Here is a 19379-nt window from a genome sequence, read left to right on the forward strand (position 1 = left end):
TCATTATTGATGTCTCCGCCTCGCTTTCTTTATTAATAAGATGGGAATTAATTTATTTTTAAGTTTTTTGTAATTTCTTTATTGATTTGAGTATATAATGCTTCGTTTTCTGATAATTGCATACCAAATGAAGGAACAATTTCCTTAACTTTTTCTTCCCAATGGCTAAATTCATCTTTGTAACAACGTTGTAGCACATCTAACATGATATCAACAGCAGTGGAAGCACCTGGAGAAGCACCTAGCAACGCTGCTAATGAGCCATCTTCAGATGTAATAACTTCTGTACCAAATTGTAACGTTCCTTTGCCCTTGTCCGTATCTTTAATAACTTGGACGCGTTGCCCTGCAACAACTATTTCCCAATCTTCACTCTTAGCATTTGGAACGAATTGACGCAAATCTTCCATTCTTTCCTCATTAGATAATGTCAGTTGAGAAATTAAATATTTTGTTAAATTCATTTCTTTAATCCCTGCAGACAACATTGTAATTAGATTATTGGGTTTTACAGATTTTATTAAATCCATATTTGAACCTGTTTTTAAGAATTTAGGTGAAAATCCAGCAAATGGCCCAAATAATAACGTACGTTGACCATCGATATAACGCGTATCTAAATGTGGAACTGACATTGGCGGTGCGCCAACAGCAGCTTTTCCATATACCTTAGCTAGATGTTTTGAAGTGATAGACTCATCTCTACATACTAAGAACAGCCCACTAACAGGGAACCCACCTATATGTTTAGATTCTTTAATGCCTGTTTTTTGTAATAATGGTAAACTTGCCCCGCCGGCACCAATAAATACAAAATCACTTTCTATTATAGTAACTTCTTCCGTTTTTAAATTTTTGACTTTAACTTCCCAACTGCCATCTTTGTGTTGATTTAAATTTTCTACTTCATGTTCATAATTAAGTTCAATATTTTTTTCTTCTAAGTTAGAAAACAACTTTTTAGTTAACGCGCTAAAATTTACATCGGTACCTGTTTTATCATATGTAATAGCCATCGGAATGTTTGATGTGCGTCCTTCCATAATTAACGGTGCCCACTCAGTAATTTTATCTTTATCATCAGTGATTTCCATATTACTAAATAATATGTTTTTATTTAATCGATCAACCCGTCTTTTTAAGAAATCGACATTGCGTACCCCTTGTACAAAACTCATATGTGGCACAGGTTTTATGAAAGCTTCTGGTTTTGATAGTTGCCCTTGTTTAACAAGATAATTCCAGAATTGTTTTGTAATTTGAAATTGCTCGTTTATCTTTACAGCTTTAGTAATATCAATTGAACCATCTTGGTTTTCATTTGTATAATTTAATTCACATAATGCAGAATGCCCTGTACCTGCATTATTCCAAGCATTAGAACTTTCTTCTGCGGGTGTAGATAATCTTTCAAACATTTTTATCTCTTTCTCAGGTGCAAGTTCTTTTAATAAAGTTCCTAGTGTTGCGCTCATGATACCGCCGCCAATTAATATGACATCTGTTTTGCTATGTTGTGTACTCATAACAAACACAGTCCCCCTTTTATATATGTTTATAGACACGTTATCTTTATCTAAGAAAATTTACAACTGTGATAAAGCGTTTTCTATAGCTAAAATTTTAAAATCTAATCCATTATTGTTATGTTTAAAACGTAAACAACAACAGAATCTTTCCGTACGCTTCTAATTATATACGTTATTGCCCTATGAAAAAAGGGCTTTCAGTAATTCTACACAAATTATGTTAATATGTGTTAACTAAAACAAGCATAATACAAACTTTTAACTTTATATCTTAATTGTTTAGGATTTAATCAAATGGTTTCTAATCTATTTATTATGAGTTACTTTATTCATTAAGTATATTTCATGCTATAATAAATTTTAATTTAGTTTATATAATTTGGAGGTATTCCAATGAAATCTATCACTTTTTTTATGCATAATATTTACGCCATGGGTGGAACTGTTAAATCTATTTCACAACTTGCTAATGTTTTAGCTGAAAAAGGTCACCAAATTGAAATTATTTCAGTTTTTAGAGGCGCTTCTCAGCCCTATTTTGATTTACATGATTCTATTCAAATTCGTTCTTTAACGGATTATCAAGTACATCCTTTAAATATTAAGGACATATTTTTTAACCGTATCCATAAATATACACCTTTTTCTAAACCAAGCATACTTTCACAACATGAACCTGGTTTAAATCAATTTTCACATTATATAGAAAAGAAAATGATTAAATCTATACGTAATGTTTCGACAGATACACTTATCGGCACAAGAGCTAGTTTTAATATATTAATTGCTTGTTATGGTTCACAGAATATAGAAAAAATTGGTATGGAGCATATGAACTTTGAAGCGCATAGTGATGCTTTGCAAGATGAGATTGCCACAGCTTATAAACATTTAGATAAAATAACGACCTTAACAGAAAGTGATAAACATACATATGAATCTATCGTTAACGTGCCTGTGTATATCGTCCCTAATATTTTAAATGAACCACGGTTGCCTGCATCTAAAGATAAAATTATCACTGCTGCAGGACGCTTAGAATACGAAAAAGGGTTTGATCTATTAATTAAAAGCATCATCCCTATCCAGCAAGAAGTGAGACGCTTTAAATATCAAATACACATTTACGGTGATGGAGAAGCGCATGCCCTATTACAACAGCTCATCATAGATCATCAACTTGCGGATATCATAAAACTTCAAGGCGCAACACAACAGTTAAATGAAAAGTTAGCAATGAGTGAAATTACGGTTGTGCCTTCACGTAATGAAGGTTTTGGTATGGTTATTTTAGAAGCAATGAACCAGAGTAATATTGTAGTCAGTTTTAATGGGAATGCTGGTCCTGATTCTCTGATAAATAATAATGTGAATGGTTATTTAGTTACACACGGGAGTATAGAAGATTTATCAAATCAATTGCTAAGACTGATTAATCAAGAATTTAATAAACAACATTTGATTGAAAATGCATACCAAACGGTGCAATCTTATTCACCAGACTCTGTGTACCAATCATTTCAAACTATGTTAGAATCCTAATAAAAAAAGCGTACGAAATCAATTTTGAACTATTGATTTCGTATGCCTTTTATCATTGTATCTGAATATCAGATTATAGTTTTAAAACAACTGAGGGTGCAGACAACTTCTAAAATATCATTGTTGCACTTAATACTATCCGTTGTTTTTAATGTAAAATTAAGTTTAAAATAAATGTCCATATACATACAAATATAATTAATACAACACTATAGCGTAAAGTCATTTTTAATAATTCTGATTCCTTACCTACTTGTTGTACAGACGCAGTGGCAATGGCAATGGATTGTGGTGAAATTAATTTTGCTGCAACTCCACCCACTGTATTTGCGGACACAAGTAATGCGCCACTTGTACCAATATTATTAGCAACTGCTGCTTGTATAGGTGCAAATAATGTATTGTTGTTTGTCACTGAGCCAGTTAAAAAGACACCAATCCAACCTAAAACAGGTGATAGTAATGGGAATATTGATCCTGTTTTTGCTATTCCTTCACCCAAAGCGTTACTCAAACCTGCGTACGTCATTAACTTCGAAATAACCAAAATAATACATATCGTAATAATCGGTAACCATAATTCTTTAAATGTAACTTTAAATAAACGTGTTGCATCAAACAAGCTCACTTGTCTTGACATTAATATTGTAATGATAACCACCAATAAAATGGCTGTGCCAGTTTGTCCTATAATATTTAGCGGAAGTGTAATTGCTTTATCAGCAATCTCGCTATAAGTTCCAGGTAACGCTATATTAAACACGAATGCATTTAATATGCCATTAGGAGCAAACATTGCTTTAAATTGAGGTGCACTCCAAATCATTACTAATACAGTTAAAATAACGAATGGACACCATGCGTATATTAATGATTTAAAGCTATGTTTTTCAATGGGTTTTGGTTCGCTACTGTCTTTCAATCTAAATATCTCTTTAGGTTGATGTTTTTTTGAAAAAACAGCTAACGCTAACATTGCGCCTAATGGCGGAATAATGTCTGCGAGTTCAGGTCCAATAAACACAGTAATAATAGCTTGTAACACTGTGAATGTACCTCCAACAATTAAAATGGCTGGTAATGTCTCTTTAATACCTTTAAAGCCATCAATAATCCAAATTAATAAAAACGGTATAAACATATTCATAATGGATAATGTTAAAGCCGACATCTGAGAAACTGCAAATCCTGTAACGTCACCTGGTAAGCCAAGTGTATCGATAACTGTCACTGGTAAACCAATTGCTCCAAATGCACCAGCTGTGGCGTTCGCAATCAAACACAACATTGCTGCTTGTAAAGGCTTAAAACCTAACTGGGTTAATAATAGTGCACATATCGCAATTGGCACACCAAAACCTGCCGCCCCTTCTAAGAAGCCATTAAATGCAAAACCAATTAATAATAATTGTATACGGTGATCTTGCGACACACTTGCGATACTATCTTGAATTGTACTAAATTGACCAGTCTCATTAGTAACCTTATATAATAATACAGCCATCATTACAATATAACCAATAGGTATAATGCCTTGGAAAAACCCTTCTATAGAAGCACCAGTAGCTATCTTCATAGGTAATTTAAATATGCTTATAGCAAGTATGAGTGTAACTACTAAAGTAGTAATTGAAGCATATATCCCTTTCATTTTAAAAATAGTTAAACATAATAAGAATAAAATAATAGGTATAGCAGCCACAATACTTGATAATAAGACGTTACCAAAGGGGTTAAAACTTTCTACAAACATTTACAATCACTTCCTATACTTAAAATAATTAGCCATCTCTATATTGTGAATTATTTCACATAAATTATAACATCCTTTTCAATCAAAACACAATAAGTTTTTTAAAAAACAATCATTTTATATATTAAAGTTATTTATTTTGGTTAATAAGGCAAAATACAGTATATTAAAATTGATTTTTTCAAACTTTTTAATTAATTATTTATTTTAACATATACGTTTCTTTTGTCTCTAATGCACTCCATGATAAAATAGAAATAATCATATTTAAGTAGAGGGATAGTAAATGATAAAGCAAATTGAAATTTTAGAGTGGGATCTTTTAGCAAAGGAACTTCAAAAAGCTACAACAGAAGGTTATTCTCATTTTGTACTTATAAATCAGGATGTTGAAATTTACCAATCAATGATAAAAGCAGTTGAGCTCAAGCCTGTCACGATGGTGGCAGATTATACAATTAATCAACAATATTTAAATGACTGCCGATATTTCGGACAATTATATATTACTTTTAATGATTGGATAGACAATATCAACCATTTTCCGAATGTAATCTTTCATATTGAAACTGTAGCCCATTTAATGAACCAATATCAAATACATAATGCATTTGACTTAGCATTGTTGTCACTGTTACAAGATGATATTGCTACAGATAGCCATGTCGTTTTTAATTTTAAACATAATCATAGAACTAGTAAGGCAGTTTGGAAATATATTGACGATTTTACGCCGCTAAACACAACTAAATTCAGCCTAAACAAATTAGCATTTGAACATAGGCATCCGGTACCTTTTAAAAGTAAAGAAACGTTACCACCTGAAACTAAAGCGGTTCGTTCTACTGATAAAGCGTTAAAGTCTACTAATTTTAAACTTCCTCATTGGATTTATAATCTCATTCATTCCCATTATGAAAAGAAACATTATGAAATGAGTTATATTTACAAAAAAGATAAAACGAAAATCAAAAATCACATTGTTTTTTTAGGTTTTAATTATGGATTCCAAGGTAATTCACGTTATTTATTTAATCATTTTGCAAAACACTTTTCGAAATTACCGGTATTTTTTATAACAAAAGACGTTAGTGGGCCTAATTTTGTTAATCCAGATGATCCAAAAGCTAAAACACTTATTGAAACAGCAAGTGTGGTTATATTAGAGACGTACATACCTGACGGTTTAAAACCGAACGGTACGATTATCCAACTTTGGCATGGCACACCAATTAAAAAGTTATTTTTAGATAGTCATGAACCAAGTGAAAATCTCAACATTTATAATTATCGTGCCCGTAAATACAATAAATGGTTGCACCAAGATTATTTCGTTAGTGATTGTGAAGCGATTATGGAATATTTTAAATCTGCTTTCCCACAGCAGCATACACATTTGTTGAACTGTGGCTACCCTAGAATTAGATATTTATTAGATAAACAATCCGATCAACCTTATATCTCATTCATTAAAAAAGAATTGAAATTAAACCCAGATAAACAAACATTGCTTTACGTGCCAACATGGAAAGCAACAAACGAAACATCAGATTTATTACCTATTAGTGACGGATTATTAAATAAATATAATGTTATTTTTAAAGGGCACACTAAAGACGAATCTAACTATATTCCCGAGAACGCTATCGTCGCACCATCAAATTTAGAAGTTCAAGATTTATTACTTGCGTCAGACATTGTATTAACAGACTACTCTTCAATTATTTTTGATGCATTAACAATTGATAAAATTGTTTGTCAATATACACCTGACCATGAAAAATATGTCTCAGAGCGTGGTGTATATGATGATGTCATGCATTCTCTTTCTACTGTTAGATATAGTGATGCAAAAGCACTTTTAAATGATTTAATCAGTCATCAAATGAAGGACATACATGAAAATCCTTTTATAAACAAGGATAATCATGCTTTTGAAACAATTTCTCATATTATTCAAAAATCAATTAAATCCAACAAATAAATGATATGTATCAAAATGTAAACAATCGATCTAATACGATATTCCTTTAGAAAATAGACCGCTAAACACAACTTGAGCTGGTTAAAAATAAATATGGTTCAATTTAAACATTAAGTCATCCAACGATAATAACGCATAAGAGGGAGCAAGACAGAAATCACATTTTACTAAAATGGTTTCGTTGTCTTGCTCCCTTATGCTTGTTTTTTAATTGTAATTCTATGTTCATGATAACCATGCACTATTTAGCCGTCACAAATAAATTTTAACTCTATACCTGTTAATATATCGGTTATACTTTTTATTGTTGGTAAGCTGGATCAACGACTCTAACTGTGCCTTGTTGATCGACTGTTACAATTGAATACGTACCTGGTTGCGCTTGATTTTGGAAGCTAAAGATGTAACTATAATTCCCATCGCTTCCTTCAATTGCATAATCATTATAAGGATTCGACTGACCATTTAATGCATTCACTTCAGCCTTGGCATTATCTAACGCATTTTGGAAATGAGGTAATGATTGTAAAGCCACTTGTGCGTCAGTATTACCTGAAGTAATATTTTGTGCTACTGGTACTGCATTTTGACCTTGGTATGGTGCTACGTATTGATTTTTTGAAGCGTCACTTGAGTTATCCGCATTTGAATTGCTATTACGATTTGGTTCTTGATTACTATTAGCATTACTTGATGTATTATCATTAGGACTAGCGTTGTCTTGAGCATTACTATCACTATTAGATTCGCTGCTGTTGTTAGCATTATTATCCGAATTGTGATTAGCATTTTCATCGTTTTCTGAATTGTTATCATCGTTAGCATTAGAGTCAGTGCCATTCATGCTAGAGTTACTGTCCGAATTATCGTTAGCGCTATCATTGTTTTTTTCGTCATCATTTTTAGAATCTTTTTCATTATCCTTCGATTGATCATCTGAAGATTGATTGTCTTTCGAGTTATCATCCTTATTTCCATCATCATCATTACTACCATTAGAACAAGCTGCAAGCACCAACGAAAGTGTTAAAAAACCTGCTAATAATTTTTTCATATACATACCTCCTAAATTTGTTTTGCTCATTTCCTAATTATCGTTACTATGTATGACAACTATCAATTAGGGCAAATGAGAATCATTATATTATTCACCATTATTATTAAGCTAAACAACTTTTTACAAAACTTTTTCGAATTTAAATATAATTTTCACAAAATCTAAAAACCTAAAACGTTTATTTAACGCACTATATAATGTTAAAAAATAATAACGCTACATTCTACATTATGTGTGAGATAACTGAATGGTGAATGATTAATTGTAAATAGCGTCTATATACTTTTTTCCATTATCAAATCTGTATCTACAACTGCTCCTGTATAAAATTTATGAGAGCCTGTTATTTTTAGTCCCTGCTTTTTATAAAAATTTAGCGCTTGTTCATTATATTCCCAAACACCTAACCAAATTTTTGATTTTTGTAATTCTTGTGCTTTTTTAATTGCAAAATTAAAGACTTGTTTCCCTTTACCGCTACCTTGTGAACCCGGCAAAAAATATATACGTTGTATTTCTAAATAATCACTCCCCATTGTTTCAGTTTGTGCTTCATTAATATTTAATTTAAAATAACCTACAACTTGATTATTTACACGATAAAAATAAGTAAAAGCATAAGCATCTTCGAGTTCTTTTTTCAATTTTTCAACGCTATATGCCTCATCAAAATACTGTTTAAAATCTTCTTTTGAGTATTCACCATCTTTAAAGGTGTTTTTAAATGTTGATATACAAATATCTCTCAACAATGTTACTTCTGATTCTTTCACTAACTCAATTGTTTCCGTCATATATATCCACCTTTTTAATTATCTTGTCAATTAGTATACTAAAATATGTAATAGGTTACTATACAACTCAATAGATTTTATGTATCATCCCAAAAATATTAAAACGCTTACTTTAAAACAGTCATTTTCCACTTATTGTGAAATTGACAATATCATGATAAAGTAGTCCTAGCTTTTTAATTGTTCATAAAAATATACATAAGGGAGTGCCATAAGGCAATGACTAAAACATTTAAAGCTTTTGTGGTCAATGAACAAGACGGCAAAGTAACAAGCGAATTTAAAGATATCACAATAAATGATCTTCCAGAAGGCGAAGTGTTAATCAAAACCAAATACTCTGGGATTAATTATAAAGATGCCTTAGCTACTGTTGAAAATTCTAAGATCGTTCAATCTTATCCAATGGTGCCTGGGATTGACTTAGCGGGCGTTGTAGCCCATTCAGATACTCATGCTTTTGAACCAGGAGATGAAGTCATCGTAACTGGCTATGATTTAGGGACAAATCATTTTGGAGGCTTTAGTGAATACGTTCGTGTTAAAGAAGAATGGATTGTACCTTTACCAAAGGATCTAACACTTGAAGAAGCAATGATCTATGGAACAGCTGGTTATACAGCGGGGTTAGCAATTGAAAGATTAGAACATAATGGTCTATCAGTTGAAAAGGATAAAGTACTTGTCAGAGGCGCAACTGGAGGCGTAGGCACATTAGCTGTAATGATGTTAGACGCTATTGGTTATAAGGTCATCGCTAGTACAGGGAAATCTGAAGCAACTGACAAACTTAAAGCATTAGGCGCGAAAGATGTAGTGCCTAGGATAACTAAGCATGACGATAAACTACTAGGGAAGCGTACATGGCAAGCAGTCATCGATCCTGTAGGTGGCGAGAGCTTTTCACAAATTGTCAAACAGCTTAATTACAATGGAAGTGTTGCACTTATTGGTATGACTGGAGGCGCTACATTTGATAGTTCAGTCTTTCCATTTATATTAAGAGGCGTAAACGTTATCGGTATCGACTCAGTATATACTGAAATGAAACAACGTAAGCATATATGGCGCAGACTAGCCAAAGATTTAAAGCCTGATCAATTACATGATATAAAACATACCATTAAGTTTAAAGATATCAAAAATAGTATTAATGAAGTTCTTCAACATAAAAACTCTGGTAGAATTGTCATAGAGTTCGACTCATAACATAGTCACTATCAAAACTCCGTACTGTAAAATTCAATTTGAAGTGCGGAGTTTTATTTTATAACAATTTATATAACTTCGTATTTTTATCGGAACTTCAAAAATATTACATTTCATATAAATAAGTATGAATAAATAAAATTATTATACTTTAACATTTACAACTAAAATATGAAAGCGTATACTTATGATTATCGAATATTATCAGGAGGGTTTGTATGGGAATTAAAGTGAATAAGAAACTCATCTTTTTCCTTGGTGCCTTGGGAGGATTACTCTACGGTTATGATATGGGAGTAATTTCAGGTGCTCTATTATTTATAAAAGATGACATTCCATTAAATAGTTTTACTGAAGGACTAGTCGTTGCATCTATGTTAATCGGAGCTATATTTGGTTCTGGGGCAAGTGGTCCTATGTCTGACAGACTTGGTCGTAGACGCGTAGTATTTATTATAGCGATTATCTACATTGTAGGTGCGTTAATTTTAGCGTTAGCGCCATCCATGCCAGTATTAGTTATTGGTAGACTTGTGATTGGATTAGCTGTAGGTGGTTCAACTGCAATTGTACCAGTTTATTTATCAGAAATGGCACCTACTGAACAACGTGGTTCTTTAAGTTCATTAAACCAATTAATGATTACAATTGGTATTTTATCTTCATATTTAATCAACTATGCTTTTACACCAATCGAAGGATGGAGATGGATGTTAGGTTTAGCAGTATTGCCTTCTCTAATTCTATTAATTGGTGTTGCCTTTATGCCAGAAAGTCCTAGATGGTTACTTGAACATAAAAGTGAAAAAGCTGCTCGTGACGTTATGAAATTGACGTTTAAGGAAAGTGAAATTGACAAAGAAATTGCTGATATGAAAGAAATTAATGCTATTTCTGAAAGCACATGGAAGGTTTTAAAATCACCATGGTTACGCCCAACGCTTATTATTGGTAGTGTGTTTGCATTATTACAACAAATTATAGGTATTAATGCTATTATCTATTACGCACCTACTATTTTTAGTAAAGCTGGTTTAGGTAATGCGACTTCTATTTTAGGTACCGTTGGTATTGGTACGGTAAACGTGCTGATTACAATTGTGGCAATTATGATTATCGATAAGATTGACCGTAAACGCCTATTAGTTATTGGTAATATCGGTATGGTGGCTTCACTATTAATTATGGCGATATTAATTTGGACAATGGGCATCCAATCATCTGCTTGGATTATGGTTGCTTGTCTCACATTATTTATTATATTCTTTGGTTTTACTTGGGGACCAGTACTCTGGGTTATGCTTCCAGAATTATTCCCAATGCGTGCACGTGGCGCTGCAACAGGTATAGCTGCTTTAGTATTATCTATCGGTAGTTTACTAGTTGCACAATTTTTCCCTATTTTGACTGAAGTATTAGCTGTTGAGCAAGTGTTCTTAATCTTTGCTGCTATTGGCGTTTGTGCTTTAATCTTCGTTATTAAATACCTACCAGAAACGCGTGGTCGTAGTTTAGAAGAAATTGAAGCTGATTTACGTTCTAGAACAAACGCAACAGAGGCTGATATTAATGAATCAAAATAATTAGTATATCTAAGTTAAGTTAAACAATTAAACTTTAATATTAAAAAAGAGCGGAAAAGAAATCACATTTTCTAAATTGATTTCTTTAATCCGCTCTTTATTTTTGTATGATATTCTAATTCAAAATACAAATTTAATATTTAATATACATACCACAAGAATGTGGTTCAGTAGTGATAAAGCCATATTGTTCATACAGCTTATCTGCAGGATAATCTGCAATCAAACTCACATACGTCCCTTCTTCAGCGACAGATTGAATATATTTCATAATATGTGCCATAACTTGTTTGCCGTACCCTTCACCTTGATATTTTGTATCTACTGCAATATCAATAATCTGAAAAGCAGTGCCTCCATCACCGATCACTCTGCCCATCGCTATTAACGATGCGTCATCATAAACTGTCACATTGAAACAAGCATTTGAAAGCCCCTTTTCAGCCGCTTTCTGAGATTTTTCACTTAGTCCCACTGTTTTTCTCATGTTTCTATAATCTTTTACTGTTGGTGCTTCATGCTTTATCTCAATCACGCTATTTCATCTCCTATCCAAAAGTCATCGTATATCTGATATACAAATTAACACATTATAAATATTTCTTCATTACTACTTTATTAGATTCCTTAAAAGCGTCATTATGACTAGATACATAACCTTCTGGCGCTGCTTCAGGCTCAACATAAAGTTTAGCTAAATTTGCTGCATTTGCAGCATCGCTAAATGCACTCGCAATTAAATGTGCCTTTGCCTCATGATAAATAATATCACCACAGGCATACAAACCATCAATACTTGTCGCTGTATTTCCAAACCCTTTAATACTATATTCACTAAACATATCGACTTGAGTTGTAGATTGTTCTAGTAATGTGTTCTCTCTATCAAAACCATGACTAATAATAACTTCGTCAAATGTACGAGCGATTTGTTCTTTCGTTTCCATATTTTCTAATATCACTTGTTGTATACGTGATTGAGTTGCATCACCTATTAGTTGATAAATATGCGTATTTGGCATTTTTTCTACTGCTAATTGATCTAATAAATCTCTCATCGCTTCATAACCTTTAATATCTGATTTTCGATAAATTAATGTCACACTTTTAGCATAGCCACTTAAATCACTTGCCCAATCTAAAGCAGAATTTCCTGCTCCTGAAATTAAAACGTCTTTATCTTTAAAATGTTTTAAAGATTGCACCACGTAATGCAAGTTTGTTAATTTATATCTTTCTGCGCCTTTAATATCTAATTGTTTTGGATTAATAATGCCACCGCCAATAGCAATAATTACTGATTTAGATTCATAAATATGCCCTTTATCTGTTTCTATTTCAAAATGACGTTCAGCTATTTTTCTAATATCGATGACACGTTCTTCTAAATTGACTTTAGGCTCAAAATGTAAGCCTTGATTTACAGTGTCTTGTATAATTTCATAACAAGGTTTAGGCGCTAATCCACCTATATCCCAAATAATCTTTTCCGGGTAAACATGCATTTTACCTCCAAGTTTATCTTGAATATCAATAATTCTTACCTTCATACCTCTTAACCCAGAATAAAAACTAGCAAATAAACCTGCTGGTCCGCCACCGATAATAATCACATCATCCATAAAATTCCTCCTACAATCTACTAGTACTTTTATTTCATTATCCTATTATTGATAATGCTTATCAATTAAAAAGTGCCAATTTTTAAACTTTAATAATAATCCATGCTTTTTACCTAAAAAAATAGGATGCGCTTAAAATACTAATTACACTGTCACAGCAAGATAACTAAGAAAAAAGCAAACAAAAACTAAAATGGTTATATAAGCAATCATTTATAACCAAATACACAAAAACGCCTGGCATATTTATGCCTGGCGTTTTTGTCTTTATTAAAGATATAATCAATTAGTTTAGAGCCTAATTTTTATAAGCACTTAATTTTTAGGGTTTTTAATAATTGCATTTTTAAGTAAGAAAAATAGTAAAATAAAACCAGCTGTTAAAATTGTATGACCCATACCCGCGTATCCTGCAAATGAATCTGGCACTGTAAGCCCCATTACTTGATATGTTCCTTTTGTAAACATCATACCTATAGTAGCTAAGACCCCTAGATTATACACAATAAAGAACCAATTAAATAAATAGTAACTACTTAATTTAAACACTTTAGCTACTGGTAATAAGATAAGGTGCATAAACATGCCTAATATAAGTGTGTGTGTATGCACAACTACTAACTGTGTATCCCCTGTAAAATCATAGGCAAGTGTTAGCTCGCGATAATAAAAACCACTAAGCAATCCTAAAATTGTATAAATTAAAAAAGCATACAGTATTCTGCGCATTCAAAATCCTCCTCAAAATTATTATAAGACAAATCTTTACAAATTACAGTGACAATTCATCAAACATAATAAAAAAGAGCGTAGAGCAAAAGTCAATCCTTGCCCTACGCTCATTACCATTCTAATTATTATGCTTTACGTGATTTTTTAAAAATGGCTATTAACGATAAAATAATAGCTACGATAGATATAATCCACAAAGCCATCGAATCATTACTGGACTGACTACTTTCAGATTCAACATCAGCATTTTCAGATACTTTCGTTACTGGAGAAGGCTTTTCAGCATCTTCGTCTCCGTCCCATTTAACTGTTTCTCCATCGTCATAAGTTTGATAAGCCTCCCACTTAAACTCGCCTTCTTTTTGAGGGTTGGCTACTTGGATAGGTAAATCTACAAATTCATTTGGTCCTATACCTTTACCTTTAGCTGTCCAAGTAATTTTTGTAATATTCCCATCATCATCTTTTGTTAATTTATGGTCAAATGTTTCATGCGGTGCTACGCCCACAACGTTTACACCTTTAGGAACTTTCAATTCAATTTTTGTAGTGTTAGATTCTTTTTCTACTGGTACTCTAACATCATATTTTTCATAAGAACCTGGTTCACTCGTGTCAGGGTTCAATGTCACATGTGCCTCTGCGCTTTTAGAAAATATTAAAGCGGTAAAACAAGCTACGATAGCTAAAATTAATTGTTTTTTCATTATTTATAAGCTCCTTATCCTGGAATATTTAATTGACTCATGATTACACCAACTAATATGAGTATGATACCTATACTCAGTTCACCAAATAATATAAATTTATTCGTGTGCTGATATTTCCCAAGTGCTTTAGTTGTTTGATAAAAACCTAGAAGCATCATCACAACTGTAAGTACGACTTTAACAATTAATAACACACTCCAAGTTTGAATATTTTGCCAAAGTGTTAATATATTCGTTTGATCGATGGACATCAGGATACCTGAAACAACAATAGCTGTCACAGCACCAAGATTTAACTTGAATAAAAAGGATTTCATTTGTTTTACATCAAATTGTGCTTTACTCAACACAGTGACAATTAAATAAATTAACGCACCTAGCCAGAATGACATGCCTATTATGTGAATTGTTCTTATAATAATAGACCATAGTGGTACGGTTTGTGACCAAGCATGCCCAGACATACTAAGCGCAATGAGTATAAGAATTGGTGCTAATATGTACCAACCAGAGACCATATTTTTTATTGTAAAAAAAATTAATAATACAATAACTGCAACCATTGCTAATATAAATGGGGTTTGGAGTAAAGTTGATTTTTGTAAACTTAACACATCTGAGATCACATCAGAAGACAAGGTCATCATATAAATTAAAACAGTAATTACAGAAAGCATCACTAATACCCAAATCGCTGGTGCAGTATATGTTTGTAAATTAAATTGAGGTAATCGTAGTCTTTTTGCTAGTTGATTAACCAGATAAAAGCCAGCTAATGTTATTAGTAAACCTTCTGATATAAAACGCAATACGCCAAACCAAACATCTGGCTGTTCATAAAACGGAGGCGTTGTATCAATGCCATTTGCTGTTTGTTTTCCAACCGAAAATTCAAATTGGTCACTAATTTCATGGCCATCAGCTGACATCGTATGCCAATAGATACTATGTGTGCCCTCTTTTAAATCTTTAACTGGAAAAGTTAATGTGTCTGAAGAACCAGATGTGCTTGGTTTAACTTCAGTAATTTCGGAACCGTTATCATCATAAATTTGAATACTTGAATATTTGGCATGTACTGGTTCATTAAATTGTAATTCGATTTCACTTGGCGTTTCTTCTACGACGCTATTATGTGATGGCGTGACTTTCTCCAACGTTGCATGCGCAGCGGCCTGTTGTGAAAACATAAATATCCCTAATATCAATATAATTATAAACACAAAGCACGAGGTTTTAGAGAATTTATATGTAAATTGCATGTTCATCCCCCTTTTAAAAAGATTATAGTATTTATAATATTAAAGAAAACAACCATTCACAATATAAATATAATTTTGTCATTTTTTAGACAAATAATTATAATTTAAATATAGTTGTTTCCGTTTATTAAAAGTGAAATTTTATTATAACTATTGTAAAAGTTTATATTTTACAACTTATAAACGATATAAAAAAGCGAGACAATAAAATCTCATTTTGCTAAAAAGATTTCATTGTCTCGCCGAATAAAATATACTTACATTCTGATATATTCATTTTCAAAAACATTTAGTATTATTTTTAAATGATAGATATGATTAGCTCCATTATAACTTAATTATTTTCGCCTTGTTCTACTTGGGCGATTTTATCCACTTTACGTTGCGATCCGCCTTCCCAACTTACGTTAAGGTAAGCTTCAACATTCTTTTTAGCAGCTTCCACACCTATAATTTGTGCACCCATTGTTAAAATTTGAGCATTATTACTTAATTGTGCTCGTTCAGCAGAATAGTAATCATGTGCCAATGCCGCGCGAATACCTTTTAACTTATTGGCAGTAATGGATACACCAATACCTGTACCACAAATAAGGATGCCGCGTTCATTGTTTCCTTGTTGGATACTTTTACCTACCTCAGCAGCAACATCTGGGTAATCTGTTTCTGCGCATTGATGACAACCAAAATCTTCAACTTCATGCCCTAATTTTTCGACATGTGACTTAACCGCTTCTTTCAATTCATAACCATTGTGGTCTGCACCAATTGCTATTTTCATTTTAAATTCCTCCTCCAATATTTATTGCTTCTCTCTTATACATATGATTTAAATGTGTCTAGCATGAGATAGGCGGACATTGCGCCGGGGTCAACATGACCTTGTGAACGATGACCAAGTCGTTTGGAGCGCCCTTTATTTGAAACGATATCTTTCGTACTTTCCATCCCTTTTTTAGCTTTCTCTAAAGCGGTGTTAAAAGCATCTTTAAATTGTATATTTTGAGATTGAGCATCCTCTAAAGCGAGATAGAATGGTTCAAGTGTATCAATCATCGTTTTATCACCGATCTCAGCTTTACCTCTATCTTTAATACCTTTACTAAATGCAATCCAAAATTGATATAAGCCTGGCTCGTCTAATTCAGTTTGGTTTTTCACTGCGACTGCAGCTTTAAGATAACCTGATGCATATAGTGGACCTACAGATGATCCTACTGCATCTAAAAAGCTTTTACCTACCGCAACACTAATTTTGGCTATATCATCTTGTTCTTGCAATTCATTATTAATTGTATTTTTTACAGCTTGGTAACCAATATTCATAGTGACGCCATGATCACCATCACCAATTTTTCTATCTAATTCACAAAGGTTATCTTTTTGTTCCTCAAACAACGTCGTTAACGCTAGGATAAATGATTTATATGCTTCACTCGTTAATGTCATTTTGCTTCCTCCTAGACTTCTTTAAAATTTGGACAATCAACTGGATGGTCTATACAAGATTTCAACGTGTCGTCCAACTTCATCAATGTCACCGAGAATCCACCCATTTCCATTGATGTAATGAAATTACCTACATACGATTTATAAGTCTTAATATTTTTTTCTTTTAATATTTCATCTACTTCTTTATTAATAATATATAATTCCATTTGTGACGTTGCACCTAAGCCATTCACTAACACCACAACTTCATCATTCGATTGATAAATATTTTCTTTCAATATATTTTGCATCATAACTTGTACAGTTTCTTTAGCTGAACGTAGCGTTGTTTTTTCAATGCCTGGTTCTCCATGATGTCCTAAACCGATTTCCATTTCATTGTCTTCTAAATCGAAACTAGGCTTGCCAGTTTGTGGCAAATAGCAAGGGCTTAAACCAATACCCATTGAACGTGTATTGTCATTTGCAAGTTGTGCAATACGACGTACTTCTTCTAAGCCATAGCCGAAATCAGCAGCTGCGCCTGCAGCTTTATAAACAAGTAATTCTCCTGCTATGCCTCGTCTTTCTTCGATTTCTTTTGCGGAAGCAACGTCATCATTTCCAATAACAACTGCTGTTTCAATATCATCTTCAATTTCTGTCATTTCACTCGCCATCTCGAAATTCATTAAATCACCTGCGTAATTACCATAAACGTATAAAACACCGTGATTATCATGAATTTCTCTTGTTACAGCTTGTATAGGGATTGGAGAAGGCGAGGCAAATATATTACCTACTGCCACGCCATCCGCCATACCCTGTCCTACATAGCCTAGGAAAGCAGGTTCATGTCCTGAACCACCACCAATTAATATACTCACTTTACGATCAGGATGACGTTTTTTACCAATTAACGCCCTTTGATGTAGGTTTGAACGTCTTATATATTCGGGATAAGCAATTAAATATCCCGTCATTAGCTCATCTATGACGTCATCAGGATTATTAATCATCTTTTTCATTTAAATTCTCTCCTTTTAACTCTCTGATCTCTTATATTGCCTAGCTGTATTAAGGTACAAGAACAATTTTTAATGATTTATCTCCTTTTTTCATTAAGTCAAAACCTGCTTCAAAATCTTTAAGTGGTAGTTGATGTGTCACGACCCCTTCAGTTGGAAAATCTCCATTTTGTATGCCATTAATCACAAGTGGATAGCAGTAAGGTCCTAAATGACTACCCATTAAGTCTAGTTCTTTACGGTCTGAGATAATACTCCAATCAACTGTTACTGGATCACCAAATACAGAGAACTCAACAAATCTCCCTAATTTTCTTATAGCGCTTAATCCTTGTTCAACAGATTTAGGATGACCAGTTGCTTCAATATAAGTATCGCAACCGTAACCTTCTGTCATCTCTTTAATTTCTTTTACAACATCTACTTTAGATGGATTCATTACAATGTCAGCACCAAATTGCTTAGCCAATTCTAAACGATCATCTTTCATATCAAGTACTACCAATGTTTCAGCGCCTGATTTTTTGGCAGCCCCAATCATACCTAACCCAAGTGTCCCAGCGCCAGATAATACAACAAAATCTCCTAACTTGATGTTTGCGCGTTGTACGGCATGTAAACTACAAGCATATGGTTCGATAAGAATTGCTTTTTCAATCGGTAAATCTTCAGGTACTTTATAATTAATTGCTTCTTTAGTGAATTTCATGTATTCTGCCATGCCACCATTCACATTATTTTGGAAGCCATATAAATCGTGTTTTTCACACATCCAATACTCTCCGCGTTTACAGAATCTACATTCCCAACATGGTACGATTTGTTCAGAAATCACACGATCGCCTATGTCAAAGTCAGTCACGTCATCGCCTTTTTCTACAATTCGTGCAATAAACTCATGACCTGGTATCATTGGTGCTTTGATATAAGACGGTTGTGTTTCGTCACCCCAAAAGCTTGGCGCCCCACCATATGCTTTAATATCTCCTGCACAAATACCACATGCTTCAACTTTTACGATAATTTCTTTTGAATTTTCAATAACCGGCGTATCTACAGTTTCATATTTATATTCACCTGGTGCATAAGCTACAACTGCGTTCATTTTGTCTGGATAATTTTGATTTGCCATATATAACAACC

Annotated in this window: 17 protein-coding genes; 4 read left to right on the plus strand and 13 right to left on the minus strand. The window is 32.9% G+C overall.

The features are described from left to right. Positions 1-47 precede the first annotated feature (47 nt). On the minus strand, positions 48-1526 hold the full coding sequence (gene mqo, locus KA900_RS08570) for a malate dehydrogenase (quinone) (protein ID WP_096808562.1): 1479 nt from the start codon (positions 1524-1526) through the stop codon (positions 48-50). Positions 1527-1922: 396 nt separating this feature from the next. Here mqo and KA900_RS08575 point away from each other — a divergent pair, with 396 nt between their 5' ends. Then, on the plus strand, positions 1923-3071 hold the full coding sequence (locus KA900_RS08575; RefSeq protein ID WP_096808561.1) for a glycosyltransferase family 4 protein: 1149 nt from the start codon (positions 1923-1925) through the stop codon (positions 3069-3071). 148 nt (positions 3072-3219) lie between these two features. On the opposite strand, the gene KA900_RS08580 is transcribed toward KA900_RS08575, so the two are convergent. Continuing rightward, positions 3220-4824: an L-lactate permease gene (locus KA900_RS08580; protein WP_096808560.1), complete on the minus strand. Its 1605-nt coding sequence runs from the start codon at positions 4822-4824 to the stop codon at positions 3220-3222. Positions 4825-5110: 286 nt separating this feature from the next. On the opposite strand from KA900_RS08580, the gene KA900_RS08585 reads away from it, so the two are divergent. Further along, positions 5111-6808 (plus strand): CDP-glycerol glycerophosphotransferase family protein, encoded by a 1698-nt coding sequence (locus KA900_RS08585; RefSeq protein WP_096808559.1) that lies wholly within the window; start codon positions 5111-5113, stop codon positions 6806-6808. Between the two features lie 301 nt (positions 6809-7109). Here the strand turns inward: KA900_RS08585 and KA900_RS08590 are convergent, their stop codons facing one another. Both KA900_RS08590 and KA900_RS08595 read right to left on the minus strand, forming a co-directional pair. Continuing rightward, positions 7110-7862 (minus strand): hypothetical protein, encoded by a 753-nt coding sequence (locus tag KA900_RS08590; protein WP_119488145.1) that lies wholly within the window; start codon positions 7860-7862, stop codon positions 7110-7112. 278 nt (positions 7863-8140) lie between these two features. Then, the gene (locus tag KA900_RS08595; protein WP_096808557.1) at positions 8141-8659 is read right to left on the minus strand and encodes a GNAT family N-acetyltransferase; all 519 of its coding nucleotides are present in this window, start codon (positions 8657-8659) and stop codon (positions 8141-8143) included. 219 nt (positions 8660-8878) lie between these two features. Here KA900_RS08595 and KA900_RS08600 point away from each other — a divergent pair, with 219 nt between their 5' ends. After that, the gene (locus KA900_RS08600) at positions 8879-9868 is read left to right on the plus strand and encodes an acrylyl-CoA reductase family protein (protein ID WP_103373577.1); all 990 of its coding nucleotides are present in this window, start codon (positions 8879-8881) and stop codon (positions 9866-9868) included. 218 nt (positions 9869-10086) lie between these two features. Beyond that, positions 10087-11451: a glucose transporter GlcP gene (gene glcP, locus KA900_RS08605; RefSeq protein ID WP_182478054.1), complete on the plus strand. Its 1365-nt coding sequence runs from the start codon at positions 10087-10089 to the stop codon at positions 11449-11451. Between the two features lie 133 nt (positions 11452-11584). Here glcP and KA900_RS08610 read toward each other — a convergent pair whose 3' ends face one another. The 9 genes from KA900_RS08610 to KA900_RS08650 form a co-directional block, all read right to left on the minus strand. Beyond that, on the minus strand, positions 11585-11986 hold the full coding sequence (locus KA900_RS08610; protein WP_096808555.1) for a GNAT family N-acetyltransferase: 402 nt from the start codon (positions 11984-11986) through the stop codon (positions 11585-11587). A gap of 55 nt (positions 11987-12041) precedes the next feature. Further along, positions 12042-13073 (minus strand): NAD(P)/FAD-dependent oxidoreductase, encoded by a 1032-nt coding sequence (locus KA900_RS08615; protein WP_096808554.1) that lies wholly within the window; start codon positions 13071-13073, stop codon positions 12042-12044. 315 nt (positions 13074-13388) lie between these two features. Then, positions 13389-13802: a DUF2871 domain-containing protein gene (locus KA900_RS08620; protein ID WP_096808553.1), complete on the minus strand. Its 414-nt coding sequence runs from the start codon at positions 13800-13802 to the stop codon at positions 13389-13391. Positions 13803-13930: 128 nt separating this feature from the next. Then, complete coding sequence (locus KA900_RS08625; protein ID WP_119488146.1) at positions 13931-14512, minus strand: YcnI family copper-binding membrane protein; 582 nt, start codon at positions 14510-14512, stop codon at positions 13931-13933. A 14-nt stretch (positions 14513-14526) separates the two neighbouring features. Continuing rightward, on the minus strand, positions 14527-15777 hold the full coding sequence (locus KA900_RS08630) for a copper resistance CopC/CopD family protein (RefSeq protein ID WP_210139444.1): 1251 nt from the start codon (positions 15775-15777) through the stop codon (positions 14527-14529). 334 nt (positions 15778-16111) lie between these two features. Then, entirely contained in the window at positions 16112-16558 is a 447-nt protein-coding gene (rpiB, locus tag KA900_RS08635) for a ribose 5-phosphate isomerase B (protein WP_210139446.1), read from the minus strand. 35 nt (positions 16559-16593) lie between these two features. After that, complete coding sequence (gene dhaL / locus KA900_RS08640) at positions 16594-17226, minus strand: dihydroxyacetone kinase subunit DhaL (RefSeq protein ID WP_115341977.1); 633 nt, start codon at positions 17224-17226, stop codon at positions 16594-16596. Between the two features lie 11 nt (positions 17227-17237). After that, positions 17238-18236, minus strand: coding sequence for a dihydroxyacetone kinase subunit DhaK (locus KA900_RS08645; protein WP_096808548.1), 999 nt, complete (start codon positions 18234-18236; stop codon positions 17238-17240). Positions 18237-18285: 49 nt separating this feature from the next. Then, on the minus strand, positions 18286-19368 hold the full coding sequence (locus KA900_RS08650) for an MDR/zinc-dependent alcohol dehydrogenase-like family protein (protein ID WP_096808547.1): 1083 nt from the start codon (positions 19366-19368) through the stop codon (positions 18286-18288). Positions 19369-19379 lie beyond the last annotated feature (11 nt).

The organism is Staphylococcus sp. GDY8P120P, assembly GCF_017892065.1.
Classification (GTDB): Bacteria; Bacillota; Bacilli; order Staphylococcales; family Staphylococcaceae; genus Staphylococcus; species Staphylococcus nepalensis.

Bases quoted from the DNA above. Each gene is read 5' to 3' on its own strand.
- rpiB (WP_210139446.1), bottom strand. From the start codon at position 16,558: ATGAAAATAGCAATTGGTGCAGACCACAATGGTTATGAATTGAAAGAA.
- dhaL (WP_115341977.1), bottom strand. From the start codon at position 17,226: ATGACATTAACGAGTGAAGCATATAAATCATTTATCCTAGCGTTAACG.
- KA900_RS08585 (WP_096808559.1), top strand. From the start codon at position 5,111: ATGATAAAGCAAATTGAAATTTTAGAGTGGGATCTTTTAGCAAAGGAA.
- KA900_RS08590 (WP_119488145.1), bottom strand. From the start codon at position 7,862: ATGAAAAAATTATTAGCAGGTTTTTTAACACTTTCGTTGGTGCTTGCA.
- KA900_RS08645 (WP_096808548.1), bottom strand. From the start codon at position 18,236: ATGAAAAAGATGATTAATAATCCTGATGACGTCATAGATGAGCTAATG.
- KA900_RS08600 (WP_103373577.1), top strand. From the start codon at position 8,879: ATGACTAAAACATTTAAAGCTTTTGTGGTCAATGAACAAGACGGCAAA.
- KA900_RS08595 (WP_096808557.1), bottom strand. From the start codon at position 8,659: ATGACGGAAACAATTGAGTTAGTGAAAGAATCAGAAGTAACATTGTTG.
- glcP (WP_182478054.1), top strand. From the start codon at position 10,087: ATGGGAATTAAAGTGAATAAGAAACTCATCTTTTTCCTTGGTGCCTTG.
- KA900_RS08575 (WP_096808561.1), top strand. From the start codon at position 1,923: ATGAAATCTATCACTTTTTTTATGCATAATATTTACGCCATGGGTGGA.
- mqo (WP_096808562.1), bottom strand. From the start codon at position 1,526: ATGAGTACACAACATAGCAAAACAGATGTCATATTAATTGGCGGCGGT.
- KA900_RS08625 (WP_119488146.1), bottom strand. From the start codon at position 14,512: ATGAAAAAACAATTAATTTTAGCTATCGTAGCTTGTTTTACCGCTTTA.
- KA900_RS08630 (WP_210139444.1), bottom strand. From the start codon at position 15,777: ATGCAATTTACATATAAATTCTCTAAAACCTCGTGCTTTGTGTTTATA.
- KA900_RS08620 (WP_096808553.1), bottom strand. From the start codon at position 13,802: ATGCGCAGAATACTGTATGCTTTTTTAATTTATACAATTTTAGGATTG.
- KA900_RS08650 (WP_096808547.1), bottom strand. From the start codon at position 19,368: ATGGCAAATCAAAATTATCCAGACAAAATGAACGCAGTTGTAGCTTAT.
- KA900_RS08580 (WP_096808560.1), bottom strand. From the start codon at position 4,824: ATGTTTGTAGAAAGTTTTAACCCCTTTGGTAACGTCTTATTATCAAGT.
- KA900_RS08615 (WP_096808554.1), bottom strand. From the start codon at position 13,073: ATGGATGATGTGATTATTATCGGTGGCGGACCAGCAGGTTTATTTGCT.